Below are 26,224 nucleotides of genomic sequence, written 5' to 3'. Positions count from 1 at the left end.
CCGCCCCTCGCGGAATGGTTCAAGATTGTCCTGTATGGGAACCCATACGTCACCCAACAGGACGTGTGCATTTGCGAAGAACAGAAGGACTGGCATCGGCCTGTCCGGACACGTCTCAATCGGCTGCCAGTCACTCATGTCCTCTCCTTCTCGTCGCGGGGGTGGGTGGCTCTATCGCCGTGTTGCTCATTCCACATGCGCAATGCGTCAGCCTTAGTGTCAGCGATCACACCGGCTTCGCAGCGGATGCATTCGCACCACCAGCGGCCATCGAGAAAGTTCTGGCCCAAGACGGCAAAGTTCCCGCACCTGCACCAATACGGCTGGGCGGCGCTCATGGCGTCATTCCTCTGTGGTGGGACTACGGAAAGCGGCGTCAGCAGCACGCCGGAACGCCCAGAACGCGGCGCAGAAATAGGCCAGTGACCCCATATCCAAGGGGCGGTCATAGGCGGCCAGGAACAGCCATGCGATGCCGATAAGCTCGTATCCCTGCGCACGGCTCATGCTGTCAGCCCTCTGTGGTGGGGCGAATGTGTTCCGCAGAAGTTACGCAAACTAAGCCTACTCGGTTGGAAAATAATGATAACCGAGTCTTCTCGACCGCACCATCACTTTTCAGAGATATTCTGAGAATTGCTGGCCTTGGGATCACCAGGGTCTATAGGGTCATGGTCTAGCGCCCTCACATCTTTCCGCCATGTTACTTTCATGCCTGCCTATTAATGGCTTGTGGTTACGAATAGCCCGCTGGAAGGGGGCATCCAAGCCCTTGCGATTGGACATGTAACCGGGCAGGCGATGGTTTGAGGTCCTGAACTGCCTTAAAGATCGCCTCATGGCATGGCATGGCATGGCATGGCCTGCACTGCTCTTCTTGTGGACAAGCTGCGAATCCCACACTGATGTCCCCGGAACCCCGCCAGCCCCTGCGCGTTGCTCCTGAATGCCGCGCCAGGCGGCGATGTCAGTGGAGGAGTTGTCTTATGAAAACGCTGCAGGACGCTTTCGAACACACGTTGCAAGATATCTATTGGGCCGAGAACGCCTTGTCGAAAGCTCTGCCCAAGGTAGCAAAATCGGCCAACAATGCGGAACTGAAGGTCGCCATTGAGGACCATCTGACGGAGACCAAAGGCCATATCAAGACCCTTGAGGCGGTGTTCAAGTCTATCGGAAAAAAGGCCGAGGGCGAGAAATGCGATGCCATGGACGGTCTTCTGAAAGAGGCGGACGGGCTGATCGAAGAGGCCTCGGGTCATGCGCTGGACGTGGCGCTGATCGGTGCCGCGCAGGCGGTCGAGCATTATGAGATCGCCCGCTATGGCACCCTGCGCGAATGGGCCAAGGTGCTGGGTCATGAAGAGGCGCATACGTTGCTGACCTCGATTCTTGACGAAGAGAAGGCTGCGAACTCCAAGCTTACCGCATTGGCCGTGATGGCGGTGAATGAGGGCGGGAAAGCGTCGAAAAAATAGCGCAGCTCATAAAATTTGCCGCGCGATTGACTGTCTTGAACACATCTGATTGCTAGCCCGCCCTGCGTTTTTCCGGGCGGGTTTTGCATCGGGACGACGTCTGTGAAGGCTGCATCATCGGACTGACCAGTGATGTGTGGTGCGGTTGAAGCGTCCTGCATGTCAGAGCGAATGGCGTGGTAAGATGTCGAACGTTTATGTCTAAATCAATCTCTTTGACTATAAGGCCAATCCCTCTGGCTGGATGCTTCGATTTCTGCAAACTCATTTCCAATACATGCTGATCATGTCAGCCATGGGGCGTTGCTACCTGTGCTTTTCTTGGCCGAGGGAAAGGTCGGTCGATTGATCGTCGTCTTTGTGTTCAGAAAGAATAATGCAACCAAAAGTTGCTAATACATGATCGGCAAAACCGAAAGGTGCAGAATCAAAACCGGCTAATTGGATACTTGCTGCCCTGCAATTCAATCATTGCGTGTTTTTATGGGGGTCGCGCGCAGTTTCCCAGGAATTACGCGGCGTCACTTTCGGGCTGAAGGTGGTATCATAATACTGAGAAGGGCAGGGGATCTTGTTGGTGCTGCATCTTTTTTTGTGATCCACAGGCAGATATCATGGTTATGTTCCGGGCCTTCTGATGGCCGGTCATGGTGCCGATTCATATGATAATTAATTGATATTACTTCATAATAATACATGACTTTGCGCGGTGAGGTCGATGTTGGCGCTGACTGATGCATATGGGTAACTGTCTAAAAAGACACTGGCGCTTATTGAAAAGATGGTGTGATGGTTAATGTAATCGGTTTCCAAATCGGCTGCCGAGGTGACAATTACTCAGTTCGTTCAAGGCCCATATGAAACCGACGGATATTTTGGCGTTTGCGTTCAATGACAGCGCTTGGGACATGGTCCCCATAGGGCTGTTCAAGGCTGTCGCGGCGAAATGTCACGATCTTCATCAGGTTGAGCTGTTGCGATTGGGCGAAAGTCAGGGACCCGCAGACGTACTTCTGATGTGGTCCTGGCTGACTCAGGATGCTGAAAAGCGTTATGCCGCCATGGGTATTTCCGGTCTCAGGCCCTCGGATATCGGGACTGAAGGGAATCTTTGGCTGATCGCCCTGTCAGCACCTGGCGGAGCCGAACATCTGGTTGCGGCCCTTGGTTGGGCCGCAAAGAACCTGCCTGTCGAAGAGGGTAAGGAAAGGTTTCGCTGCCTCGCCCCGATCGAACCGAATGGAAGACCTCAGCCTGTTGTCTTTGCCCATGACGGCAAGGGCGGCGGATCTATCAAACCCATTCATGTCTGAGGGGCATGAATAGTTTTAGGTATGGAGAAAACTAATGGCACAGATCGCCTATGGCGGCATCGCCGGCTTTCTTGGCGGCACCTCGTTCACTGACAGCTACTATCTTACCCCCGAAGGGTATCTTGCGACGGCGGATGGTACGGTAGTCAGTTCCTCTGTATTTTCTCAGGATATTGTGCAGCTTCATCGTACCGCTGACCTGCCCATCATCCCTGATGACTGGACCTCTTGGGCGCCAAATCCCCTGAACAATGAATGGGACGAATACACAATAGGGACTGCACCTTCCGTGGGCTCTGCGTCCATGGTAGACGGGGACGGTATCGATCTTCCCAGCACCAATCCGATCGAACTCGTCCAAGACGACTACGATCATGATACGGTTCATTACGCCTTCGATCCGACGGCGGCGGCATGGCAGGACTTGGCTTATGGCGAGACTCTGACGGTCACCTTTGTCGTCAGCGCACGTGAACGTAACGCATTCGGCACCTTCAACGAATCGGACACCTTCACCGTCACGCTGAACTTTACCAAGGTCTGTTTCGTGCGTGGCACGATGATCGAAACCATCGACGGACCGGTCGCCATTGAGGACATCCGGCCCGGGACGCTGGTCCGGACGATGGACAGCGGTTTCCGCCCGGTAAAATGGATCGGCAGCGCAGTTGTCGGAGGTCATGACAAGCCCATCCCGGCCAATCTGCGGCCTATCCGCATCAGGGCCGGGGCGCTTGGCGCGAATACGCCCGAGACGGATCTTCTTGTCTCGCCGCAGCACCGCATCCTGGTACGCTCGCGTATTGCTCAGCGGATGTTCAGCACCACCGAGGTTCTGGTGGCGGCCAAGCAGCTGTTGCAGGTCGAGGGGATCGACATCGAGACCGGGACAGAGCGGGTCGAATATTTTCACATGATGTTTGACCAGCATGAGATCGTTTTCTCGAACGGCGCACCGACCGAGTCGCTTTATCTGGGCGCGGAGGCTCTTAAAGGGCTGGGCGCTGCGGCGGTGGATGAGATCCTGCAAATCATGCCCCAACTGCGTGGGGTGCTGGAGGGGCAGGACGCGGTTCAGCCCGTGCGCCTGATGCCTTCGGGCCGCGCGGGGCGCAAGCTGGCGGTGCGTCATATCAGCAACGGCAAGGCCCTGGTCAACTAAGGCTGCGCATCAGATCTGCCAAAGCGGCGGGGCCTTGCCCTGCCGCTTTTTCGTCTGTGTCACCGGCTCTGACCCGGGACGAGGCGGACGTTGCGCCGAAATGCAGGATCTGCGTTCCAGCCCTTTCGAAAGCACGATTTTTCCTTTCTCCGCAGCATCCGGCAGATAACCTGTTTTACCCCTTTGGGCTGAACAGAAACGCCGTTCTTTCCTGTGTCCTGCGACAGGTTTTTTATGGCGAAACCCTGGTCCTGACCCTAGTCTTTTCCCGCGAAGAAGGGGAGAGAATTCATGTCCGACAACTGGGGCTTCGACACGGCCGCTATTCATGCGGGTACTGCGCCTGATCCCGCAACGGGCGCGCGGCAGGTGCCGATTTATCAGACCACGGCCTATGTCTTTAAGGATGCGGCCCATGCCGCGCGGCTTTTTGGTCTGCAAGAGGTTGGCTACATCTATTCCCGCCTGACCAATCCGACGGTCGCCGCGCTGCAGGCCCGCGTGGCCGAGCTTGAAGGCGGCGCGGGCGCCGTCTGCTGTTCGTCAGGCCATGCGGCCCAGATCATGGCGCTGTTTCCGCTGATGGGGCCGGGTCGCAATATCGTTGCTTCGACCCGGCTTTACGGTGGGACGATCACTCAGTTCAGCCAGACCATCAAACGCTTTGGCTGGGGGGTAAAGTTTGTCGATCTGGACGATCCCCAGGCGGTGCGGGCGGCGGTCGATGACGATACGCGCGCGATCTTTTGTGAATCGATCAGCAACCCGGGCGGTTATGTCACTGATATTCCTGCTGTGGCGCGGATCGCGGATGAGGTCGGCCTGCCGCTGATCGTGGACAACACGCTGGCGACGCCATGGCTGTGCAAGCCTATCGAACTGGGCGCGACTTTGGTCGTTCACAGCCTGACCAAATATATCACCGGCAATGGTACGGTAACCGGCGGCGTGATCGTTGATTCCGGCAGGTTCGACTGGTCCGCCTCGGGTAAATTCCCAAGCCTGTCCGAACCCGAGCCTGCCTATCACGGGCTGAAATTCCACGAAACCTTTGGTGCCCTTGCCTACACATTCCACGGAATCGCCATCGGGCTGCGCGATCTGGGCATGACCATGAACCCGCAGGCCGCCCATTACACGCTGATGGGGATCGAGACCCTTGGCCTGCGCATGGCCCGCCATGTCGAGAACGCCCAGAAAGTTGCGGAGTGGCTTGAAAACGACCCGCGCGTGACCTCGGTCACCTATGCGGGCCTTGCTTCGTCGCCGTGGAACGAGACGGCGCGGCGCGTCTATCCCAAAGGGGCAGGGGCGCTTTTTACCTTCTCGATCAAGGGCGGCTATGACGCGGCGGTGAAACTGGTCGATAACCTCAAGCTGTTCAGCCATGTGGCGAACCTTGGGGATTCGCGTTCGCTGGTCATCCATTCAGCATCGACCACGCATAGCCAACTGACGGATGAGCAAAAGATCGCGGCGGGCGCGGGCCCCGATGTGGTGCGGCTTTCGATCGGGATCGAGGACGCGGCGGATATTATTGCCGATCTGGATCAGGCGCTGGCGGCAGCCACGGCCTGAGACAAGGAAAAAGGGCGGTGCCTTGCCGCGCCGCCCTTATGATTGTGATCAGTTCGCCGGGGCGTCTTCGGTCCCCGCCTCGGTTGCGGGGGCGTCGCCCGGCTCGTCGACTTCCGGCGCATCAGCCGGCAGCATGGCAAAGACTGCGGTGACATTCGTGCTGATCCCCAGCTCTCCGGCCTCGATCGGGGTGTCGGCCGCGGCGCTTTCCTGGACACGCATCGCCATCATCGGGCGCGGCCCGCTGCTGACTGCGGCATCCGAAAGCGACAGCAGGCCGCCCAGCCGCATGCCTGCCGCTTCGGCCATCACTTCGGCACGACGGCGTGCATCGGCGACGGCCTCGGTGCGGGCCTTGTCCTCGGCCTCGGTCATGTCCTCACGCGAAAAGACGATACCGCCGATCTCATTTGCGCCCGAGGTGACCAGCTTGTCGAGCACCGGTCCCAGACCCGCCACGTCGCGCACCCGCACCGAAACGGTGTTTTGCGCGGTATAGCCGGTCAGCTTCGGCGGTTTGCCCTGATCGGAATAATCCATGGTCGGCGACAGGTTCAGACCAGCGGTCTGGATATCGCGCGCCTCGATCCCCTCGGCCTTCAGCGTCTCGATCACTTTTTTCTGCTGTTCGGCATTTTGTGACATGGCTTCGGCGGCGGTGGCGGCGCGGGTGCTGACCCCGACCGAGACCGTGGCCATATCAGGCTGGGCGGTGGCATGACCGGTGCCGGTCACGGTCAGCTTGGCAAAAGGGGCGTGTTTCATGGCTTTCATGCTGTGATGTCCCATGGGCGCAGGGGGCGCAGGCACGTCGGGTTGCGCGGTTTGCGCAGCCAGCGGGCCTGCGGCCAGAACCATCAGCGCAGTTGCAGCGATGAGGGGGCGGAATTGGGACATGGTCATCTCTCCTTGACGCGGGCTGGGCGGACCCTTCCACGCGATTGCTGTCATGAGCCGCTATAACACCGGAAACACGCCGATGGATGCCTCACAATCAGGTGTTTGGCTTTTCACGGGTGGCGTTCTGCGTTAGTCCGGAACTATCAATCATGAATACGCGCCCCGGCGCCCGGAACCGCAAGGCAAAGCCTATAGATGTCGCTTGATTCCGCTCCTGAATACGCCCTCTCTTTCAGCGAGGACGCCGTGCATCTGCAACGGCGCGACCGGGTTTTGGAACATGGGGATGGCGCGGCGCCTGCGGGCTGGCGGCATCTTGGCTCGGTCGATTTCTCGGCACCTGACTTTCGTGATGATTTCGTGCGCCTGCGCAACATGGCGACCGGTTCGGACGAGGTACTGCCGGTTACCCTGATCATTCCCGACGACCAGATCCTTTATACCACCCTGACTGTCGCGCCCGGTGCAGATCGTGAACTGGCAGTGGGTCGGGCGCTGGACGGGCTGACCCCGTATAAGATCCAGGATCTGGCCTTTGACTGGGAAGGTGACGGCGACAGCGTGCGCGTGGCCGCCGTGGCTCGCCAGACCTTGCGTGAAGCCCGCGAATTCGCCGAGCAATACGGGTTTGAGGGGCAGGGGTTTTGCGCCACCCCTCCTGCCGATCTTTACCCCGGAGAGCCGGTCTTTGTGCTGGACCCCGTGCGGCGCCCCCGTCCCAGGATCGGCCTGACGCAAGCAGGCGTGACAGCAGGCGCGCTGCTTATCGACGATGAGGCGCAGAAGGAAACCACAGCGCAGGCAGCTCTGGACCTGCAAGACAGCCCGGATGAGCCGGCTGTGGAAAGCGGCCCTGACGAGGTTCCGGCTGCTGCTGATGAACAGGCCAAGATCTCCGGGGCAAGCCCCAAAGATGAGCCCGCGAGCGAGGCTGCGACAGAGGGTGAGGCTGCGACCTCAGTCGATGATGGCGCGGTAGAAGATCCTGCGTCCGCTGAGGCTGTGGAGGACAAAGAGGAACCCGCCGAGGATGCCGATCCGGTTGCTGCTGAGGCACCCGTTGAGCCGCAGGCGGACGATGCTGCCGCTGAGGCTGAAGAGACCGTCTCTGCAGCAGACGCGGAACCTGTTTCTGACGCTGCCGAGGCACAAGGCGATGCAGCGTCCGAGGCCGCACCTGTTGAGACCGCTGCCGAAGTTCCCGCCACTGAAGCGGATGATGCCCCCGTTGCGTCCGATGAACCTGCGACGCCGCATATCGCAGCAGAGGACCACCCTGCCGCGCCTGCGAATGCCGGGCTGAATCCGCGTGCCCGCGCGGTGCATGAGCGTGCTGCCGGTGCCCGTCAGGCGCGGAGCCTGGGCGGCGCGCCTGCTCAGCCGCGCCGCCCGGGTGAGCGTGGCGGCCTTGTCAGCCTGCTTGGTATGCTAGGGGCGCTGGTGGTCGGTCTGATCCTGATCTGGGCCTTCCTCGTGCCCGAAAAGGATGCGCCGCAGATCGCTGGGACCGTCCCGGAGCAGCAAACCGCGCCGCAAACCCCCGCCGAACCGGGAATCGCCCCGACCGGGGAGCAGCCTGCCGCGGTCCAGCCTGAGACCTCGGCCGGGCAAGTGGCAGTCAGTGAGCCTGCCGCGCCCCCGGTTTCGGCGCTGACCGAAGAGGAAAAGCGTCGTGTCATCGTCGCTGCTGCGGCGGTTGCCGCTGCGGTGGTGCCGCCTTCGGTCACGCCTGCCACCCCGTCCGCGCCGGTCGAAGAGCCGGTTACTGCCGAGCCTGCGCTGACCGCCGCGGCTGATCCGCAGCCTGCCGAGCCTCAACCTGCCGAGACACAACCTGCCGAGACCCGACCCGCTGAAAACCGCGCTGCCGAGGCTCCGGCACCGACGCAGCCTCGGGCGCAAGCCCCGGCTCAGACCACTGCTCGGGCACCTGCTCCGGCGCAGCGGCCTTCCCGTGCCGTGGTGACGCAGCAAAAGCCCGCCCCGGCGGCAACGCAGCTGACCAGTTCGGCCCGTCCGCAGCTTGCCCCGCGCCGCGCCGCGCCGCAGACCACCACGCCGCGCGCCGATTCTGCTCCTCGTGTGCCTTCTGATCCGCTGCCTTATGAGGCGAGCCAGCGTAAGACTCAGCCGATCTCGGGTGCCCGTCCGCCTGAACGTGCGCGCCGCGCTGCGCCTGCGGCCTCGGGTGCGGCGGTCCAGCCGCCACCGGCGGCCACTGACAATAGCCGGGCGGCGACGCTGCGCGGTTCGGCCCGCCCGCCCTCGCGCCCCGAAGGCTCGACGCCCGAGGTTCTGGGTGCCGTCCAGGCCAATGATGAGCTGACCCCGGCTGAGCAACTGCATCTGCGCCTGCTGATTCAGGATCTGGGCCGCAGTGCGCTGGTCACGGGTCTGCCCGATCCGTCACCTGATGCGCGGCTGGCGCAGGTCCGCCCGCCGCATAAGCCGGGTGGGGCGTCTCCGGCCACAGCCAGCGATGCGGTCAGCCCTTCAGCCATTGATGCTGCAATCAGATCGGCGACCACGCCGCCACCGGACCGGCCCGAACGCGTCACGGCTGCCGCGCCCGCCCGGGATTCGGGCGGGCTTTTGCGTGGCTCACCGCGTCCGCCAGCACGTTCCGGTCGAGCTGCCATTCCCAGTCAGGCGGTCGAAGAGGCGATCTCGGCTGCGGTCGCCGCGTCCCCCGCAACTCCGGGTGGGGTGCAGCTTTCGGCGCTGGCGTCATCGCCGCTGCCGCCCCGGCGCGGAGATGCTCCTGTCGCCGCCGCCGCAGCAGCGGCGCCAGATGCCCCGGCTGCCGCGCCTGAGCCGCCCGCCGCTGCCGGACCCAGCGAGGCAGAGCTTGCCGCGCGCCGCAAGCTTGACGAGCAGCTTCAGGCGCAGGCCGAGGCGCGCATTCGTGCCCGTGCCGCCGCTGACGCCAAGGCCGAGGCCGAGGCCCGCGCCCAGGCCGAAGCCCGCGCCCGTGCGCAGGCCGAGGCCGAAGAACGCGCAGCCCGCGCCCGCCGTCAGGAATACAAGCCACCCGAGGTCGATAACGAGCCCGAGATTGCCGCCGCCGCCCTGTCCAAAAGCCCGACCTCGGCCAGTGTGGCCAAGGCTGCGACGCAACCGCGCGGCCTTAATGTAGGCCGGACGACGATCATTGGCATCATTGGCGCGGGCAAGGCCAGCCGCGCGCTGATCCGGCTGCGCAACGGCAAGGTGGTGACGGTCCGTATCGGCGACCGCATTGACGGCGGCACGATCAACTCGATCGGTGACGGCAGGCTGACCTATGTCAAGGCGGGCCGGGTTCACGAATTGCGCATGCTGGACGGGCGCTGATGGAGACATTCCTGCTGATCGCCACTGTCTATCTGATGACAATGGTGATCGCTGTGCCGCTGTCTGCGCGACTGGGGCTGGGCTCGGTTCTGGGCTATCTGATTGCGGGGATTGTCATTGGTCCGGTGCTCGGGCTTGCCGGGACGCCGGGCGAGATGGCCGATTTGCAGCATTTCGCCGAATTTGGCGTGGTAATGATGCTGTTCCTGATCGGGCTGGAGCTTGAGCCGCAGGCGCTGTGGCAGATGCGCAAGCGCCTGCTGGGCCTTGCCAGCATGCAGATCGTCGGCACCGTGGTGCTATTGGCGCTGGTTGGCATGGCGCTGGGGCAGGACTGGCATGTTTCGGTCACGCTGGGGATGATCCTGGCGCTAAGCTCGACCGCCATCGTCCTGCAGACACTGTCGGAAAAATCGCTGATGCATACACCGGGCGGGCGCGGGGCCTTTGCGGTGCTGCTGACCCAGGACATTGCCGTCATTCCGATGCTGGCGCTGATGCCGCTGCTGGCGACCCGTGCCCCCCTGCCGCAGGCCGAAGAGCATATTGGTGAGGCTTTCATGCATGCGCTGCCCGGCTGGGCGGCCGCCTTGGTCACGCTTGGCGCGGTAGGGGCGGTGGTGCTGATCGGCCAGTATCTGATCCGGCCCCTGTTTCGCTGGGTTTATACCGCACGCCTGAATGAGCTCGACACTGCGATGGCGCTGCTGATCGTTGTCGGAATCGCCTCGTTGATGGAGTTCGTCGGCCTTTCGCCCGCGCTTGGCACCTTTCTGGCCGGGGTGATGCTGGCAGGCTCTGAGTTCCGCCATGAGCTTGAGGGCCAGATCGCGCCCTTCAAGGGCCTGCTGCTTGGGCTGTTCTTTATCACCGTCGGGGCAGGGATGAATTTTCGCCTGCTGTCCGAATATCCGGTGACAGTGATCGGGATCACGGTGACGGTCATCGCCATCAAGGCGCTGATCCTGCATCTGATCGCGCGGCTGACAGGTATTCGCGGGCGTGACCGGATGCTGTTTACCCTGTCGCTTGCGCAGGCGGGCGAGTTCGGCTTTGTGCTGATTTCCTATGCCGTGTCGCTGGCCATTCTGCCCCGGCTGGTGGCGCAGGGGTTTCTGCTTGTCATTGCGTTGTCGATGCTGGCGACGCCGCTGCTGTTCATCCTGTCGGATTTCATCTCGCGCCGTATCGCCGAGGAAAGGGCGAGCGATATCGCGGATGAGATTTCAGAGCAGCAGCCGATCATCATTGCCGGGGTGGGGCGCTTTGGACAGGTGCTGAACCGCTTGGTGACGATGTCGGGGTACAAGACGACCGTGCTTGATCACGATCTTGAGGTGATCCAGCTTATGCGGCGTTTCGGTTTCAAAGGCTATTTCGGCGATCCGACCCGGCCCGAGATTCTGATGGCTGCCGGTCTTGACAAGGCGCGGGTGCTGGTCGCGGCGCTGGACGACCCCGAGGCGAACCTGCGTCTGATCCGCTATGCCCGTGAAAAGCGCCCCGATATCGTCATCATCGCCCGGGCGCGGGACCGGATCGACGTTTTTCGTCTCTATGCTGCCAGGGCCGATCATATCGTGCGGGAAACCTTTGACAGCTCGCTGCGCGCGGGACGCTATGTGCTCGAAAATATGGGGCTGTCCCCCTATGAGGCGTCCGAGCTTGAGCGCATCTTTTATCGCATGGACCGTGCGCATCTGCGCGAACTGGCCGAGGTGTGGAAGCCCGGCGTTCCGGTGGATGAGAACCCGGAATATATAGCGCTGAGCCGCGACCTGAACCGCCACCTTGAAAACGCTCTGATGGAGCGGTTTGCCCATGGTCCCAGCGCGGCCCCCATCGTTGCCGATCAGGATGAGGCGCCCGAACATGGCCTGACCCGTCCGGGCCGCCCCGGTGGGCGCTAGGCAGCTGCGATCCGCGCGCAACTCTTGCGAGCCGCGCGCCAAGCGCCTAGAAGGCAGGGCAACCTTGCCAAGGGAAATGCCATGCTTGACCATCTGACCTATACCGCCCCGGAACCCAAAGTCATTCAGGGGGCGAAACAGGACTGGGAACTGGTCATCGGGCTTGAGGTTCACGCTCAGGTCGCGTCGAATGCCAAGCTGTTCTCGGGTGCCTCGACCGGCTTTGGGGCCGAACCGAACAGCCATGTCGCATTCGTCGATGCCGCCATGCCCGGCATGCTGCCGGTGATCAACGAATTCTGCGTTGCGCAAGCGGTCAAGACCGGGCTGGGGCTCAGGGCCCGGATCAATCTGGTCTCGGCCTTTGACCGCAAGAACTATTTCTATCCTGACCTGCCACAGGGCTATCAGATCAGCCAGCTTTATCACCCCATTGTGGGCGAAGGCGAAGTGATCGTGGACATGGCCCCGGGCGTCGCCCGCCGTGTCCGGATCGAGCGGATCCACCTTGAACAGGATGCCGGCAAGTCGATCCACGACATGGATCCCAACATGTCCTTCGTGGATCTGAACCGCACCGGCGTGGCGCTGATGGAGATCGTCAGCCGCCCCGATATCCGCGGCCCTGAAGAAGCTGCCGCCTATGTCGCCAAGCTGCGCCAGATCATGCGCTATCTTGGCACCTGTGACGGCAACATGCAGAACGGTAACCTGCGTGCCGACGTGAACGTCTCGGTCTGCCAGCCCGGTGCCTATGAGCGCTATCAGGAAACGGGCGATCACAGCCATCTTGGCACCCGCTGCGAGATCAAGAACATGAACTCGCTGCGCTTTATCCAGCAGGCCATCGAATATGAGGCCCGCCGCCAGATCGCCATTCTCGAAGATGGTGGCAAGATCGAGCAAGAGACCCGGCTTTATGACCCTGACCGGGGCGAGACCCGTTCGATGCGCTCGAAAGAAGAGGCGCATGACTACCGCTATTTCCCTGATCCCGACCTGCTGCCGCTTGAGATCGAGCAGGAGTGGGTGGATGGCATTGCGGCCTCGATGCCTGAACTGCCGGATGAGAAAAAGGTGCGTTTCGTCACTGAACTCGGCCTGTCGGAATATGACGCCGGCGTGCTGACTGCCGAGGTCGAGAACGCCAATTTCTTTGAGCAGGTCGCTGCTGGCCGCGATGGCAAACAGGCGGCAAACTGGGTCATCAACGAGCTGTTCGGCCGCCTGAACAAAGAGGGGCTGACGGTCGAGAATTCTCCGGTTTCGGCAGCGCAGCTTGGCGGGGTGATCGACCTGATCGCCAAGGGCGACATCTCGGGCAAGATCGCCAAGGACCTGTTTGAGATACTGTGGACCGAAGGGGGCGCCCCCGCCGCAATCGTGGAAGAGCGCGGCATGAAGCAGGTTACCGATCTGGGCGCGATCGAAAAGGCGGTTGATGAGATCATCGCCGCAAACCCGGCGCAGGTGGAAAAGGCCAAGGCCAACCCCAAACTGGCTGGCTGGTTCGTTGGTCAGGTGCTGAAAGCGACCGGCGGCAAGGCCAACCCGGCTGCTGTGAACGAACTGGTCGCCAGGAAGCTGAGCTGAAGCCCGGCTTTCCCCTGATCACCCAGCCGCCCTCGTGCCGGGGGCGGTTTTTTTCATGCGGGGCCTTTGATCGGCCTCACGCGCTCGTGCAGGGCGGGCTAGGGGTGCTGCTGCGCGAGGTGCTTCCCTTGACGTTTCATCTCGCCTAACCTGCGCGACAAAGGAAAGGCAGACGCATGACCAGCTATGAATACACCGTCATTCCTGCACCCGCGCGCGGCGAAAAGGCCAGGGGTGCCCGCAGTGGGATCGAACGCTTTGCCGCCACGCTCAGCGATGTGCTGAACGAGATGGGCCGTGATGGCTGGGAATATGTCCGCGCCGAGACCTTGCCGGCAGAAGAGCGTTCGGGTCTGACAAGCCGGACCACCGTCTATCACAACCTGCTGGTTTTTCGTAGAGCGCTGGCCGTTTCGACCCGACAAGAGGTGCCGCTGGCCGAGCCTGTCGCGCCGCCGGTTGCCGCACCGGTCGCGGAACCTGCCGAAGCGCAGCCGCAAACCCAGGCTCAGCCCGAGGATGAGGCTGCGGCCCAGCCGCGTGGGCCGTTCAGCCAGCCGATGCGCGCAGCGCCGAAACCCGCCGCGCCTCTGACCGCACCGGTTGCGCCGAACGCCCGGAGCCGGGTGTCCGAACCGCCGCTGACCGCACCCCAGGCGCCCGCCCCGACCGGGCCGCGTCTTGGCCCGGCCAGCCGTTAATCGTCACATATCGTGCGAGGCGGGGCGCCTACCAATGCGGTGGGCGCTGATCTGCCAGCGGAACGGTGCCCGCCTCGGCCTCTCGTTCGGCCTCTCGCTCCATCAACATGCCGACATGGCGCCCAAGGCGGGTGATCTCACCCTCTTGCCGGGCGACAATGGCCGACAGATCCTCGACGGTACGCGTCAGATAGGCCACGGCCTCTTCCAGCCGTTCAATCCGGTCCTGCGTCTGCTTGTCCATCCATCCTCCATCCGTTAGACCCGCCCATGGAAAAGCCCGAGGCAAACCATGGCGAAAGATCTGAAGAAACAGCCCCGCCCCAAGGCCGAGACGCCCAAGGGGTTCCGTGACTATTTCGGTGCGGATGTGACCGAGCGCAAGCAGATGCTCGACCGCATCGCCGAGATCTATCATCGCCACGGCTTTGAGCCGCTTGAAACCAGTGCGGTGGAAACCGTCGAGGCGCTGGGAAAGTTCCTTCCCGACGTGGACCGCCCCAATGCCGGCGTCTTTGCCTGGCAAGAAGCCGAGGTGCCGGGCGGTGGTTCGGGCGATTGGCTGGCGCTGCGCTATGACCTGACCGCGCCTTTGGCACGGGTCGCGGCACAGTTCCGGAACGATCTGCCTTCGCCTTATCGCCGTTATGCGATGGGGCCGGTCTGGCGCAACGAAAAGCCCGGTCCAGGCCGCTTTCGCCAGTTCTATCAATGCGACGCTGATACGGTCGGTTCGGCCTCGGTCGCGGCGGATGCCGAGATCTGCGCCATGCTGGCTGCGGCACTGGAGCATGCGGGGATCCGGCGCGGCGACTACCTGATCCGCATCAACAACCGCAAGGTGCTGAACGGCATTCTTGAGGCTATGGGCGTGACCGAGGGACAGGCTGCCGATGCTGTCCTGCGTACCATCGACAAGTTCGACAAGATTGGAGAAGAGGGCGTCCGCCAGCTTTTGACGACGGGGCGCAAGGATGACAGCGGTGCGTTTATCGAGGGTGTGGGGCTGACAGCCGAACAGGCTGCGCCGGTACTGGCCTTCCTGACCTCGAAGGGCGCGGACAATACCCAGACACTGGCCAATCTGCGCGCCGCTGTCGGCACCTCTGCCATTGGGGTCGAGGGCGTTGATGAGCTGGAACAGATCGCTGCGATGCTGGCCGCCATGGGGGTTGGTGAGGATTGTGCCGTCATCGATCCTTCGATCGTGCGCGGGCTTGGCTATTACACCGGCCCGGTATTCGAGGCCGAGCTGACCTTTGAGATCCTTGATGAAAAGGGTCGCAAGCGTCAATTCGGCTCGGTCGCGGGCGGCGGGCGCTATGATGGGCTGGTCGAGCGTTTTACCGGGCAGAAGGTCCCGGCGACTGGCGTGTCGATCGGTGTGGATCGGCTGCTTGCTGCGTTGCGCGCCAAGGGGCTGATGGGCGGCTCCGATCAGGGCCCGGTAGTCGTTACCGTCATGGACCGCGACCGTATGGCGGAATATCAGGCCATGGCCGCTGAATTGCGCGCCGCCGGCATCCGGGCCGAGGTATATCTTGGCAATCCCAAGAACTTTGGCAACCAGTTGAAATATGCTGACAAGCGCAACGCGCCCGTCGCCATCATCCAGGGTACGGATGAAGCCCAGCGGGGCGTCGTGCAGGTCAAGGACCTGATCCTTGGGGCCAGGATCGCAGCCGAGGCCAGCCATGAGGAATGGAAGGCCCAGCCGGCCCAGACCGAGGTGCCCCGCGACCAGCTTGTCGCGGAAGTGCGGCGTATCCTCGGATGAGCAAGCGCGAGAAACAGGCCATCGGCCAGCAGATCCTTGCCGCCTTTCGCGCTGCGGGGGCGCAGGAGGTCGCGCCCGACATCCTGCTTGAGGCCGAGACGCTTCTTGACCTTTATGGCGAGGACATTCGCGCCCGCGCCTATGTCACCCAGGACCCGATCCGGGGTGAGATGATGTTGCGCCCCGATTTCACCGTGCCGGTGGTGCAGATGCATATGGCAAACGGTGCCGAGCCGGCCCGCTATTGCTATCTGGGCGAGGTTTTCCGCAAACAGGACCACGGCGAAACCCGGCCCGAACATCCGCGCGACAACGAATATCTGCAGGCGGGGTTTGAGCTTTTCGCCCGCGACCCGGATGCTGATGCCGAGGTCTTTGCGCTTTTTCACGACATCCTTGCGCCACTGCGTTTGCAGGCGACCATGGGCGATATGGACCTGCTGATGGATGCGGTGCGCGCCCTGCCGCTGTCGGGCGCGCGGCGCGCGGCGCTGCTGCATCATATCTGGCGGCCACGGCGCTTTGCCCGGCTGCTTGCGCGTTTTGCCGCGCCGGCCGAATCGCGCGAGTTTCCCGACAACCCCGCGCCCTGGACGGGCTTGCGTTCGGCCGATGAGATGCAGGCCCGCATTGACCGGTTGCGCAGCGATGTTGCCGAGGCGCCTTTGTCCGCGCAATGGGTTACGCGGCTTGAACAGCTTTTCGCTATCTCTGCACCTGCGCCCGAGGCGCTGCGCCAACTGCGCATCCTCAGTGCCGAAATCCCCGATATCGCCGAGGCCGTGGACCGGCTTGAGCGTAACCTGACTGCGCTGTCGGCCCGAGGCATCGACGTTGGCGCGATCCGGTTCGATGCAAGCCATGGTCGGCATACGATGGAATATTACGACGGCATGACCTTCAGCTTTGCCGCTTTGGGACGCGAGGACTGGCCTCCGGTCGCCTCGGGCGGGCGTTATGACGCGCTGGCGGCGGTGCTGGGGCAGGCGCGGGGTCGCTCGATTCCTGCTGTCGGGGGCATCATCCGCCCGGGCCTTGTCCATGAACTGGGAGGCTTGTCATGATCCGGCTGGGCGTGCCGTCCAAGGGGCGGCTGATGGAGCAGACCTTTGACTGGTTCGCCGCCCGTGGCGTGCGCCTGTCGCGCGCGGGCTCGGAGCGTGAATATGCGGGCCGGGTTGAGGGCGCTGCGAATGTGACGCTGGTGTTGCTGTCGGCGGGTGAGATCCCGCGTGAATTGCAGGCGGGCCGCATCCATCTGGGTGTGACCGGCATTGATCTGATTCGGGAAAAGCTGGCCGGTTGGCGCAGCCATGTCGAAGAACTGGCCCCGATGGGCTTTGGCCACGCCGACCTGATCCTTGCCGTTCCTGCCTGCTGGAGCGATTGCGAAACGTTGGACGATTTCGCTGCCATTGCCCGCGATTTCCGGGCGGAACACGGCTTTCGCCTGCGTATCGCCACCAAATATCACAGGCTGGTGCGTGCCTGGTTGTCAGCCGAAGAAGTCGCGGATTATCAGCTGGTTGACAGTCAGGGCGCGACTGAAGGGACGGTTGCGAACCTGACGGCCGAGGCGATTGCCGATATCACATCCTCGGGCGAGACGCTGCGTGCCAACCACCTCAAGGTCATTGGCGAACCTGTCTTGCAGTCGCAGGCGACGCTGCTGCGTTCCGTTGCTGCCGGGGATGAGGGTGAGGTAAGGGATTTCGCTGCCCTGCTGGGGATTTAGAAACCCAAGGCGTTCTGGCGCGTTAGGTTTGTCGCACGAAAAGGGAGAAAGCCGATGCGCCACGCCATCCTGATGCTGCTCTTGTCCGTCGGCCCCGCGCTTGCCTCTTCCGAGGCCGAGTGGGAACAGTTCCGCAAGGATGTCGAGACCGCCTGTTCGGCGCTTGCCCCCCAAGAGGGCGAGACCATGATTGAGGTCAACCCCTTTGGCTCGGAAAGCTATGGCGCGGCTTTGCTGATTACCGCCTTTGAGGATGGGGCGGCCGACCGCTATGTCTGCATCTATGACAAACAGGAAAAGACCGCCGAGCTGACCGCGGCCTTTACCCCGCCGCAAGAGGTGACGATGCCCGAGGCTGATCCGGTCGGCAATGTCGCCCCGGCCGAGGATACCCGGACCGACGCGCATCTGGTCAAGCCGTAAGCTTTAGCTGTCCAGTCCGACCAGGGCGCGGGCAAAATCGCTGGCGTCAAAGGCGTCCAGATCGTCGATCTGTTCGCCGACGCCGATGGCATGGATCGGCAGGCCAAAGCGGTCGGCCAGCGCCACCAGCACGCCGCCGCGCGCCGTGCCGTCCAGCTTGGTCATCACCAGACCCGACACATCGGCCAGCTTTTGAAAGATCTCGACCTGGCTCAGCGCGTTCTGGCCCGTGGTCGCGTCCAACACCAGCAGGGTGTTATGCGGGGCTGACGGGTCCTTTTTGCGGATGACGCGGACGATCTTTGCCAGCTCTTCCATCAGGTCCTGACGGTTTTGCAGCCGTCCGGCCGTGTCGATCATCAACAGATCCGCGCCCTCGGCCTCGGCCTTGGTCATGGCGTCAAAGGCAAGGCTTGCAGGGTCGGACCCTTCGGGCGCGGTCAGCACCGGCACGCCGGCGCGCTGGCCCCAGACCTGTAATTGCTCGACGGCAGCGGCGCGGAATGTATCGCCTGCGGCGATCACGACATTCTTGCCCGCCGCTTTGAACTGGCTGGCAAGCTTGCCGATCGTCGTCGTCTTGCCCGAGCCGTTAACGCCCACCACCAGAACCACCTGCGGCCGTTTGGGATAGATGGGCAGGGGCTTGGCCACCGGCGTCATGATGCGGGTGATCTCATTGGCCAGCAGCTCTTTCAGCTCGGTCGCCGAGACGCGACGGCCCATGCGGCCTTCAGCGATATTCGCGGTGACGCGCAGCGCGGTCTCGACGCCCATATCGGCCTGGATCAACATCTCTTCCAGCTCTTCCAGCATCGCATCGTCAAGCTCGCGCCGGGGTTCGGCGGGGGCTGTGGCGCGGCCAAACAGACGACCCAGAACGCCGGGCCGGGTCTCGGCTTCAGCCGCCGGGGCGGTGTCCGGTGCCGGGGCGGGGGGCGCGGCTGGGGTTGCCGGGGCGGGGGCCGGTTCGGAAGCCGGTGGCTGGGTCTGTGCAGCTCCGTCCGAGACGATATCCTCCAGCCCCGCGCCGATCTTCGACGAGGATCGCGTCAACCGGTCGCGCAGCTTTGAGAAAAACGACATGCACCCATCCTTCTGTCTGTCGGGCCAGAGACTAGGCAATCTTGGCCCAAAGGAAAAGGGCGCCCCGCAAGGGACGCCGCTTGTTTCGACCAGATATTCCGCGGGGATATCTTCCTCGCCGGGGGCCTGAGATCAGGCTTTGCCCAGATAGATATCGACCAGCTTTTGCAGCATTTGCAGCGCATCTTCGCGCGAACGCTGGAAGCTGTTGCGGCCGATGATCGAGCCGTTGCCGCCGCCGTCACGGATGGCGCGAGCGTCGTCGTAAACCGCATCCGCGCCCTTGGCAGCACCGCCCGAGAACACCACCAGACGGCGGCCGTTAAAGGCGGCCTGCATGCAGTGTTCGACCCGTTTGGCCTGGGTCGAAATGTCGATACCATTGGATTCATAGACTTTTTTGGCCTCGGGCAGCTCAAGGTGATCGGTCGAGAGTTTGATCTTGATGATATGCGCACCGATCAGGGCCGCGATCTGGGCTGCATAGGCCGCGATGTCGATCGCAGTTTCGCCGTCTTTCGAGATCGCTTCGCCGCGCGGATAGGACCAGATCACGGTCGCAACACCCTTGGCGGCGGCTTCGCGGCGCATCTCGACGATCTCTTCGATCATGTCCAGCGCCATGTCGCTGCCCGGGTAGATGGTAAAGCCGATGGCCGCGCAGCCCAGCCGCAGCGCATCATCGACCGAAGCGGTGATCGCCTGGTTCTTGCCGGCGGTGTCCGACATCAGCGAGTTGGCCGAGTTCACCTTGAGGATGGTCGGGATCTGGCCGGCAAAGGTGTCGGCACCTGCCTCGATCATGCCCAGCGGCGCTGCATAGGCGTTCAGCCCGGCGTCGATGGCGAGCTGATAGTGATAATGGGGGTCGTAGCCGGCAGGGTTCGGGGCAAAGCTGCGCGCCGGCCCATGTTCGAACCCCTGGTCCACGGGCAGGATGATCATCTTGCCGGTGCCGGCCAGTTTGCCGGTCATCAGCATGCGGGCCAGTTGGGCCTTCACGCCCGGTGCTTCGCCTTCATAATTGGCGAGGATCTTGCGGACGGTATCGGTCATCTGCATCGGGAACTCCATTTCTGACTTGAGGCGGTGATTAGCAGACCGGTTGGCAAGGGCAATTCAGATTGCGCTAACGGCGCATCTGTCAGGCCGGACCCCGCCTGCCTGTCGGGAAAGAAGGCACAGTGCGTGCCATTTTTGTCGGGGTTTGGCCACGATTTCCGCCGCGCCGGGTTTTCCCCTGTCTGTGACCATCCAGGAGATTCGCAAGGGGGCGTGCCGGGATGCGGGGCTGACAGATAGGAAAAAAGGGGCCATTGCGGCCCCTGATCCCATCCTTGCGGTTTCAGCGCTTCTGCAAGGCAGCGACGCCGGGCAGTTCCTTGCCCTCCATCCACTCAAGGAACGCGCCCCCGGCGGTCGAGATAAAGGTAAAGCTGCTTGCCACGCCTGCCTTGTTCAGGGCTGCCACCGTATCGCCGCCACCGGCGACCGAGATCAGCTTGCCTTCCTGCGTCAGGCGGGCGGCCTCTTGCGCGGCGGCATTGGTCGCTGCGTCAAAGGGCTGAATCTCAAAGGCGCCAAGCGGGCCGTTCCAGATCAGCGTGCGGCTGGTGTCAAAGACTTCGGTGATCCTGGCCACCGTTGCCGGACCAGCGTCCAGGATCATGGCATCGGCCGGGCAGGCATCCGCCGCCACAGTCTCATTCTCGGCACCCGCCTTGAACTCGCGCGCGACAACCACGTCCACCGGCAGGTGAATGGTGCATCCGGCTTGTTCCGCCTTGCCCAGAATCTCACGCGCTGTATCGGCCATGTCGCGTTCGGCCAGAGATTTGCCGACCTCGATCCCCTGAGCGACGAGGAAGGTGTTTGCCATACCGCCGCCGATGACGAGGTGATCGACCTTTTCGATGAGGTTGCCGAGCAGGTCGAGCTTGGTCGAGACCTTGGCGCCCCCGACCACCGCGACGACCGGGCGCTGCGGATTGCCAAGCGCGGCGTCCAGCGCCTTCAGCTCGGCCTCCATCAGCCTGCCGGCGGCGGCGGGCAGCAGCCGCGCGATCCCTTCGGTCGAGGCATGGGCGCGATGCGCGGCCGAGAAGGCGTCGTTAACATAGGCCTGCCCCAGCGCGGCCAGAGAGGCGGCAAAGGTCGGGTCGTTGCTTTCCTCGCCCGGATAGAAGCGGGTGTTTTCCAGCAGCAGCACATCGCCCCTGGCCAGATCGGCGACGGCACGTTTCGCCGGGCCGCCGATGGCCTCTTCCGAGAATTTCACCGGCTGGCCAAGCGCCTTTTCCAGCGTCGGAACGACGACTTTCAGGCTCATGCTGTCGACGCGTTTGCCTTTGGGGCGGTCGAAATGGGCCAGCAGCACCGGGATACCGCCCCTGGCCTGAATATCCTTGACGGTCGGCACGATCTTTTCGATCCGGGTAGCGTCGGTGACCTGACCATTTTCGACCGGGACGTTCACGTCCACGCGGACAAGCACCACCTTGCCGTCAAGATCCAGGTCGTCGATCGTGTTGAAATCCGCCATGCTCTCGTCCCTTTCATGCTGGGCTCCGCCGCCCCGGCGCTGTTTTCCTGCATCATGACATTTTCGTCAACCAGCGCCGGCGGGGGATCGCCTCGGCAAATGGTGGCGTTGTCTGGGCGGGGCGAAACGCTTATGCCTTTGCCCAAGCCATCAGAAGGAGACCCCCATGGCCGAGATCAAGGATCCCGAGAACACGGTCATCATCGAGCTGAAGGACGGCCCGGTGGTGATCGAGCTGCTGCCCGATGTTGCGCCGAAACATGTCGATCGCATGAAAGAGCTGGCCCGCGCCGGGAAATATGACAACGTGGCCTTTCACCGCGTGATCGAGGGCTTCATGGCCCAGACCGGTGATGTCGAACATGCCAATATGGAAAACGGCTGGAACCCCTCGCGCGCGGGGACCGGCGGTTCGGACTTGCCGGACCTGCCGGCCGAGTTCTCGCGTCTGCCACATGACCGTGGCACGCTGGGCGCGGCGCGGTCGATGAACCCGAACTCGGCCAACAGCCAGTTCTTCATCAACTTCAAGGACAACCACTTTCTGAACGGCCAATACACCGTTTACGGCCGCGTCATCGAGGGGATGGAGCACGTGGACCGCATCGCTCGCGGCGAGCCGCCGGCGAACCCCGACCGGATGATCTCGGTAAAGGTGGCGGCCGATGTTGCGTAAGGTTCTGCTTTCCGCATCGCTGATGGCTGGCATGGCCGCCCATACCGCCATGGCCGAGGGGCTGCCGGGGGTGACCGACGGTCCGGGGCCGAACCTTGTGATCGAGGTTGCCGATTCCAAGGGTAATCCCAAGGGCCGCATCGTGCTGGACCTTTATAACGACAAGGCCCCGAAACATGTCGAGCGTCTGGTGACGCTGGCGAAATCGGGTGCCTATGACGGGGTGGTCTTTCACCGCGTGATCGACGGCTTTATGGCCCAGACCGGCGATGTCGAGTTCGGCAAGCACGGCGGCGACACCGCCCGCGCCGGCATGGGCGGTTCGGACCTGCCTGACCTGAAAGCCGAGTTCAACGATGTCAGCTTTCAGGCTGGCACCGTGGGCATGGCCCGTTCGCAGGACCCGGACAGCGCCAACAGCCAGTTCTTTATCGACCTGGCCCCGGCGACCTTCCTTGACGGGCAATATACCGTGGTTGGTCAGCTGATCGACGGCTGGGATGTGCTTAACGCGGTCAAAAAGGGCGATCCGGCCGCCAATGGCGCGGTGGTCGATCCTGATTACATGGTCAAGGTGACGGTCGCGGAATAAAACCGCCAACAGACCCGAAAGCCCCGCCTGTGCGGGGCTTTTTTTTGTCGGGAGATATCTGCCCGGACAGCCTGAGGCGTTTCAGCCGCTACTCTGCGCCCATATTCCGTTAACCCTCGGGCGGGTTCGTAACGCTGTCATTGCCGAGAAGCATTCGTCATGACGGACCCGATCACATCATTCACAGCCGCAAACAAGGCTGGATGGGATGCGTCCGCCTCGTTGCACGGGCAGGGAGAGAGATGGAAGCGACTTTTAGAGCAAGCCGTCCAGTCAGGATTTTCCGTGTTGGATCAGGTGCTGACAGGGACAATCCAGACCCTTGGCCTTGATGGAAACCGGCGGTTCAGGCGGGACGCAATAGTGCCCGTGAACTGCTATCGCTGGTGTCACCAGGCATTCAGCCGTCGGCAGGTATAGATCAGTCAGGCGCTTTTCTTGGGCAGGCGAGGCTTCTTGCAGCGGAGGTCGGCCTGAAACCTCGCCTGATCAAGGCTGATATATATGGTCTGCCAAAGGACATCGGCACCTTTGATCTGGTTCTGATCGCAATTGGCGTGCTGAACTGGATTTCCGCCCTTGATGGGGTTCTTTCAGATCGTCGCCAAGCTTCTTTCTCCGGGTGGCCATCTGGTAATTTATGAAACCCACCCTGCCATGCAAATGTTCGACCCAGACAGCGCCATGCTGCATGAGCCTGCTATCTGCTATTTCCATAAAGACCCGATCAAAGAGGACGGCCTGATCTCATATGACGGCATAGATCATGGCGCTGGTGCCACTGGTTACTGGTTTTGACATACGCTTGGCGAAATCGTGACGCCTGTGCCGTGGCCGGACTGGCTATTACGTCACTAAAGGAATTCGGACACTCGATACGGGAACCCGGATATGACATTTATGAGGGGTGAGAGGCGCCGATCCCCATGACCTATCTTTTGCAGGCAAAGAAGGCGTGAGAAACCTCGGCTGCATCACGGCAATCGCCCGAAACCGCCATCGCGCCGCCTGAGGCGCAGGGCAGAGACCCCATTTCCTCTGAACGGAGAGCCCGTTGACGACGCTTTACATTGATGCCGACGCTTGCCCGGTCAAGGCCGAGGCCGAACGGGTCGCAACCCGGCTGCGCGTGCCAATGGTGCTGGTCTGCAATGGCGGATTGCGGCCTCCGGCCAATCCGCTCGTCTCGCTTGTGATCGTGTCAGAAGGGCTGGACGCAGCGGACCGGTGGATCGCCTCGCATTGTGGGCGGGGCGATGTGGTGGTGACCTCTGACCTGCCTTTGGCGGATCGCTGCATTAAGGCCGGGGCGCAGGTGGTGCAGCACGACGGCGAGGTGCTGACCGCGACGAATATCGGTCCCAGGCTGGCGACGCGCGATCTGATGCAGGATATCCGCGCCGCCGATCCCTTTCATCAGGGTCGGGGCGGAAGTTTTGGCAAGCCCGAGCGGGCGCGCTTTTTGCAGGCGCTGGACAGGGTGATGGCGGCGGCGCTGCGCGCAGGCTGAGGCGTCGCGATTCACCCCATGGACAGCGGGCCGCGAGAATGATTTGAGTTTCCTTTATGTTTACACGCCGCCTTGCCCCTTACTGGGCCACCTTTTTCATCATCCTTCTGGCTGCGGCCTGGTTACTGTGGATCGGACGCGAGCCGATCTGCAAATGTGGCCATATCAAGCTGTGGTATGGCCAGACCATGACCTCTGAAAATTCGCAGCATATCGCGGATTGGTACACGCCCTCTCATATCATCCACGGCATCCTGTTCTATGCGGGACTATGGCTGGTTGCGCGCCGGATCAGCTTTGGCTGGAGACTGGCCATCGCCACGCTGGTCGAAGCGGCATGGGAGCTGGTCGAGAACTCGGATGCGATCATCGAACGCTATCGCTCGGTGACCATCTCGCTCGATTATTATGGCGACAGCGTGCTGAACTCGGTCGCGGATATTCTGGCGATGGTGCTGGGCTTTATGCTGGCCTCGCGCTTGCCGGTCTGGGCCTCTGTCCTGTTGGTTCTGGGGTTCGAGGCGCTGACTACCTGGCTGATCCGCGACGGGCTGATCCTGAATGTGCTGATGCTGGTCTGGCCGCTTGAGGCGGTACGGGTCTGGCAGGCGGGCTAAGGGCGGGGTGATGAAAAAGGCCGGCGTTTCTGCCGGCCTTTTGGGTTATCCCATTTGCACCATACGGTGCTTTTTCTTGCCGACCGAGACCTTGAGCCCATCCCCGATCAGCGCCGCGTCAACCGCAAGCAAGGGGTCCGAGACAGCCTCGTTGTTCAGCCGCAGCCCGCCTTCGGCGATCAGGCGCTTGGCCTCTTTGCCCGAGGTGGTGATGCCGGTCTGGGTCAGCAGCTGCACCACCGTCAGCCCGGCCGCCAGAGCGTCGGGGCTGACCGTCACCACCTCAAGATCGCCGCCGGCGCCACCCTGTTCAAAGACCTGACGTGCGGTGGCTTCGGCGCTGGCGGCGGCCTCGGCCCCGTGCAGCAGCGTCGTCACCTCATTGGCAAGGATGATCTTGGCGGCGTTGATTTCCGACCCGGACAGCGCGCCCAGACGGTTGCACTCATCCACCGGCAGCTCGGTATAAAGCTTAAGGAAGCGGCCGACATCGGCATCGGTGGTGTTGCGCCAGAACTGCCAGAACTCATAGGGCGACAGCATCGCGCCATTCAGCCAGACAGCCCCGCCCGCCGACTTGCCCATCTTGCGCCCGTCCGAGGTGGTCAGCAGCGGCGAGGTCAGGCCCCAGATCTCGGCGTCGAGCACCCTGCGGGTCAGGTCGATCCCGTTGACGATATTGCCCCACTGATCCGAGCCGCCCATCTGCAGCCGGCAGCCATAGCGGCGGTGCAGTTCAAGAAAATCATAGGCCTGCAGGATCATGTAGTTGAATTCGAGGAAGCTTAGCGACTGTTCGCGGTCAAGCCGGGACTTGACCGATTCGAACGACAGCATCCGGTTCACGCTGAAATGCCGGCCGATGTCGCGCAGGAAATCGAGGTAGTTCAGACTATCCAGCCACTCGGCGTTGTTGAGCATCATCGCGCGCCCCTCGCCATAATCGAGGTAGCGGGCAAAGACCTGCTTCATACCGGCGATGTTCTCATCAATCTGAGTGGGCGTCAGCAAAGGACGCTCTTCCGAGCGAAAGCTCGGGTCGCCGATCTTGGTGGTGCCGCCGCCCATCAGGGTGATCGGACGGTTGCCGGTTTTCTGGAACCAGCGCAGCATCATGATGTTCAGCAGGTGCCCGACATGCAGGCTGGCCGCGGTCGCGTCATAGCCGATATATGCCGTCACCGCTCCGTTGATCAGGGCCTCATCCAGCGCCTGCAGGTCGGTGCAGTCTGCCAGATAGCCACGCTCGATCATCACGTTAAGAAAATCGGATTTGGCACGATATGTCATGGGCTGTT

The 26,224-nt window shown here is 62.4% G+C and carries 24 protein-coding genes; 17 read left to right on the top strand and 7 right to left on the bottom strand.

Going from position 1 to position 26,224, the window contains the following annotated elements; all coding sequences use genetic code 11:
* Nucleotides 1-342 precede the first annotated feature (342 nt).
* Nucleotides 343-507 (bottom strand): hypothetical protein, encoded by a 165-nt coding sequence (locus tag PARACOCCUSGL_RS21960; RefSeq protein ID WP_010392625.1) that lies wholly within the window; start codon nt 505-507, stop codon nt 343-345.
* Between the two features lie 479 nt (nt 508-986).
* Between PARACOCCUSGL_RS21960 and PARACOCCUSGL_RS0102330 the strand changes: the two genes are divergently transcribed.
* The 4 genes from PARACOCCUSGL_RS0102330 (at nt 987) to PARACOCCUSGL_RS0102315 (ending at nt 5,531) form a co-directional block, all read left to right on the top strand.
* Nucleotides 987-1,478 (top strand): ferritin-like domain-containing protein, encoded by a 492-nt coding sequence (locus tag PARACOCCUSGL_RS0102330; protein ID WP_010392623.1) that lies wholly within the window; start codon nt 987-989, stop codon nt 1,476-1,478.
* Nucleotides 1,479-2,386: 908 nt separating this feature from the next.
* Entirely contained in the window at nt 2,387-2,791 is a 405-nt protein-coding gene (locus PARACOCCUSGL_RS0102325) for a hypothetical protein (protein WP_138918263.1), read from the top strand.
* Nucleotides 2,792-2,825: 34 nt separating this feature from the next.
* Complete coding sequence (locus PARACOCCUSGL_RS20195; RefSeq protein WP_010392619.1) at nt 2,826-3,953, top strand: Hint domain-containing protein; 1,128 nt, start codon at nt 2,826-2,828, stop codon at nt 3,951-3,953.
* A gap of 291 nt (nt 3,954-4,244) precedes the next feature.
* Nucleotides 4,245-5,531, top strand: a complete 1,287-nt coding sequence (locus PARACOCCUSGL_RS0102315) for an O-acetylhomoserine aminocarboxypropyltransferase/cysteine synthase family protein (RefSeq protein ID WP_010392616.1) — start codon at nt 4,245-4,247, stop codon at nt 5,529-5,531.
* Nucleotides 5,532-5,579: 48 nt separating this feature from the next.
* On the opposite strand, the gene PARACOCCUSGL_RS0102310 is transcribed toward PARACOCCUSGL_RS0102315, so the two are convergent.
* Nucleotides 5,580-6,428 carry an SIMPL domain-containing protein gene (locus tag PARACOCCUSGL_RS0102310; protein ID WP_040601652.1) on the bottom strand — a complete coding sequence of 283 codons (849 nt, stop codon included), beginning with the start codon at nt 6,426-6,428 and terminating at the stop codon, nt 5,580-5,582.
* 198 nt (nt 6,429-6,626) lie between these two features.
* Between PARACOCCUSGL_RS0102310 and PARACOCCUSGL_RS0102305 the strand changes: the two genes are divergently transcribed.
* From PARACOCCUSGL_RS0102305 to PARACOCCUSGL_RS0102290, 4 genes are all read left to right on the top strand, one after another.
* The gene (locus tag PARACOCCUSGL_RS0102305; protein ID WP_010392613.1) at nt 6,627-9,764 is read left to right on the top strand and encodes a hypothetical protein; all 3,138 of its coding nucleotides are present in this window, start codon (nt 6,627-6,629) and stop codon (nt 9,762-9,764) included.
* A complete protein-coding gene (locus tag PARACOCCUSGL_RS0102300; protein WP_010392611.1) occupies nt 9,764-11,674 on the top strand; it encodes a monovalent cation:proton antiporter-2 (CPA2) family protein in 1,911 nt (636 codons plus the stop codon). Before PARACOCCUSGL_RS0102305 ends, PARACOCCUSGL_RS0102300 begins: the two co-directional genes overlap by 1 nt.
* Nucleotides 11,675-11,755: 81 nt before the next feature.
* Nucleotides 11,756-13,267: an Asp-tRNA(Asn)/Glu-tRNA(Gln) amidotransferase subunit GatB gene (gene gatB / locus PARACOCCUSGL_RS0102295; RefSeq protein WP_010392610.1), complete on the top strand. Its 1,512-nt coding sequence runs from the start codon at nt 11,756-11,758 to the stop codon at nt 13,265-13,267.
* 176 nt (nt 13,268-13,443) lie between these two features.
* On the top strand, nt 13,444-13,968 hold the full coding sequence (locus PARACOCCUSGL_RS0102290) for a DUF4177 domain-containing protein (RefSeq protein ID WP_010392608.1): 525 nt from the start codon (nt 13,444-13,446) through the stop codon (nt 13,966-13,968).
* Nucleotides 13,969-13,996: 28 nt separating this feature from the next.
* Here PARACOCCUSGL_RS0102290 and PARACOCCUSGL_RS0102285 read toward each other — a convergent pair whose 3' ends face one another.
* On the bottom strand, nt 13,997-14,212 hold the full coding sequence (locus PARACOCCUSGL_RS0102285; RefSeq protein ID WP_010392606.1) for a SlyX family protein: 216 nt from the start codon (nt 14,210-14,212) through the stop codon (nt 13,997-13,999).
* A gap of 48 nt (nt 14,213-14,260) precedes the next feature.
* On the opposite strand from PARACOCCUSGL_RS0102285, the gene hisS reads away from it, so the two are divergent.
* Genes hisS through PARACOCCUSGL_RS20190 form a run of 4 tightly spaced genes read left to right on the top strand, consistent with a single transcriptional unit; the run spans nt 14,261 to nt 17,903 of the window.
* Nucleotides 14,261-15,745 (top strand): histidine--tRNA ligase, encoded by a 1,485-nt coding sequence (gene hisS / locus PARACOCCUSGL_RS0102280; protein ID WP_010392603.1) that lies wholly within the window; start codon nt 14,261-14,263, stop codon nt 15,743-15,745.
* Nucleotides 15,742-16,809 (top strand): ATP phosphoribosyltransferase regulatory subunit, encoded by a 1,068-nt coding sequence (locus tag PARACOCCUSGL_RS0102275; RefSeq protein WP_010392600.1) that lies wholly within the window; start codon nt 15,742-15,744, stop codon nt 16,807-16,809. The genes hisS and PARACOCCUSGL_RS0102275 overlap by 4 nt, the downstream gene beginning before the upstream one ends.
* The gene (gene hisG, locus PARACOCCUSGL_RS0102270) at nt 16,806-17,480 is read left to right on the top strand and encodes an ATP phosphoribosyltransferase (RefSeq protein ID WP_010392599.1); all 675 of its coding nucleotides are present in this window, start codon (nt 16,806-16,808) and stop codon (nt 17,478-17,480) included. The genes PARACOCCUSGL_RS0102275 and hisG overlap by 4 nt, the downstream gene beginning before the upstream one ends.
* A 54-nt stretch (nt 17,481-17,534) precedes the next feature.
* A complete protein-coding gene (locus tag PARACOCCUSGL_RS20190) occupies nt 17,535-17,903 on the top strand; it encodes a hypothetical protein (RefSeq protein WP_010392597.1) in 369 nt (122 codons plus the stop codon).
* Nucleotides 17,904-17,906: 3 nt separating this feature from the next.
* Here PARACOCCUSGL_RS20190 and ftsY read toward each other — a convergent pair whose 3' ends face one another.
* The 3 genes from ftsY to pgk form a co-directional block, all read right to left on the bottom strand.
* Nucleotides 17,907-18,989, bottom strand: coding sequence for a signal recognition particle-docking protein FtsY (gene ftsY / locus PARACOCCUSGL_RS0102260; protein ID WP_010392595.1), 1,083 nt, complete (start codon nt 18,987-18,989; stop codon nt 17,907-17,909).
* A 132-nt stretch (nt 18,990-19,121) separates the two neighbouring features.
* A complete protein-coding gene (locus tag PARACOCCUSGL_RS0102255; RefSeq protein WP_010392593.1) occupies nt 19,122-20,051 on the bottom strand; it encodes a class I fructose-bisphosphate aldolase in 930 nt (309 codons plus the stop codon).
* Between the two features lie 283 nt (nt 20,052-20,334).
* A complete protein-coding gene (gene pgk, locus PARACOCCUSGL_RS0102250; RefSeq protein WP_010392592.1) occupies nt 20,335-21,531 on the bottom strand; it encodes a phosphoglycerate kinase in 1,197 nt (398 codons plus the stop codon).
* 166 nt (nt 21,532-21,697) lie between these two features.
* Between pgk and PARACOCCUSGL_RS0102245 the strand changes: the two genes are divergently transcribed.
* The 5 genes from PARACOCCUSGL_RS0102245 (at nt 21,698) to PARACOCCUSGL_RS0102225 (ending at nt 24,926) form a co-directional block, all read left to right on the top strand.
* Nucleotides 21,698-22,207: a peptidylprolyl isomerase gene (locus tag PARACOCCUSGL_RS0102245; protein WP_010392591.1), complete on the top strand. Its 510-nt coding sequence runs from the start codon at nt 21,698-21,700 to the stop codon at nt 22,205-22,207.
* Between the two features lie 22 nt (nt 22,208-22,229).
* Nucleotides 22,230-22,799 (top strand): peptidylprolyl isomerase, encoded by a 570-nt coding sequence (locus PARACOCCUSGL_RS0102240; RefSeq protein ID WP_369750402.1) that lies wholly within the window; start codon nt 22,230-22,232, stop codon nt 22,797-22,799.
* Nucleotides 22,800-23,381: 582 nt separating this feature from the next.
* Complete coding sequence (locus tag PARACOCCUSGL_RS22330) at nt 23,382-23,597, top strand: hypothetical protein (RefSeq protein ID WP_010392589.1); 216 nt, start codon at nt 23,382-23,384, stop codon at nt 23,595-23,597.
* A gap of 256 nt (nt 23,598-23,853) precedes the next feature.
* Entirely contained in the window at nt 23,854-24,309 is a 456-nt protein-coding gene (locus tag PARACOCCUSGL_RS0102230) for a YaiI/YqxD family protein (RefSeq protein ID WP_010392587.1), read from the top strand.
* 56 nt (nt 24,310-24,365) lie between these two features.
* Nucleotides 24,366-24,926, top strand: coding sequence for a DUF2585 domain-containing protein (locus PARACOCCUSGL_RS0102225; protein WP_010392585.1), 561 nt, complete (start codon nt 24,366-24,368; stop codon nt 24,924-24,926).
* A gap of 45 nt (nt 24,927-24,971) precedes the next feature.
* Here the strand turns inward: PARACOCCUSGL_RS0102225 and tyrS are convergent, their stop codons facing one another.
* Nucleotides 24,972-26,216: a tyrosine--tRNA ligase gene (tyrS, locus tag PARACOCCUSGL_RS0102220; RefSeq protein WP_010392584.1), complete on the bottom strand. Its 1,245-nt coding sequence runs from the start codon at nt 26,214-26,216 to the stop codon at nt 24,972-24,974.
* Nucleotides 26,217-26,224 lie beyond the last annotated feature (8 nt).

It is taken from the genome of Paracoccus sp. TRP, from assembly GCF_000185925.1.
Classification (GTDB): domain Bacteria; phylum Pseudomonadota; class Alphaproteobacteria; order Rhodobacterales; family Rhodobacteraceae; genus Paracoccus; species Paracoccus kondratievae.
This window is presented reverse-complemented; position numbering and strand designations above follow the sequence as displayed.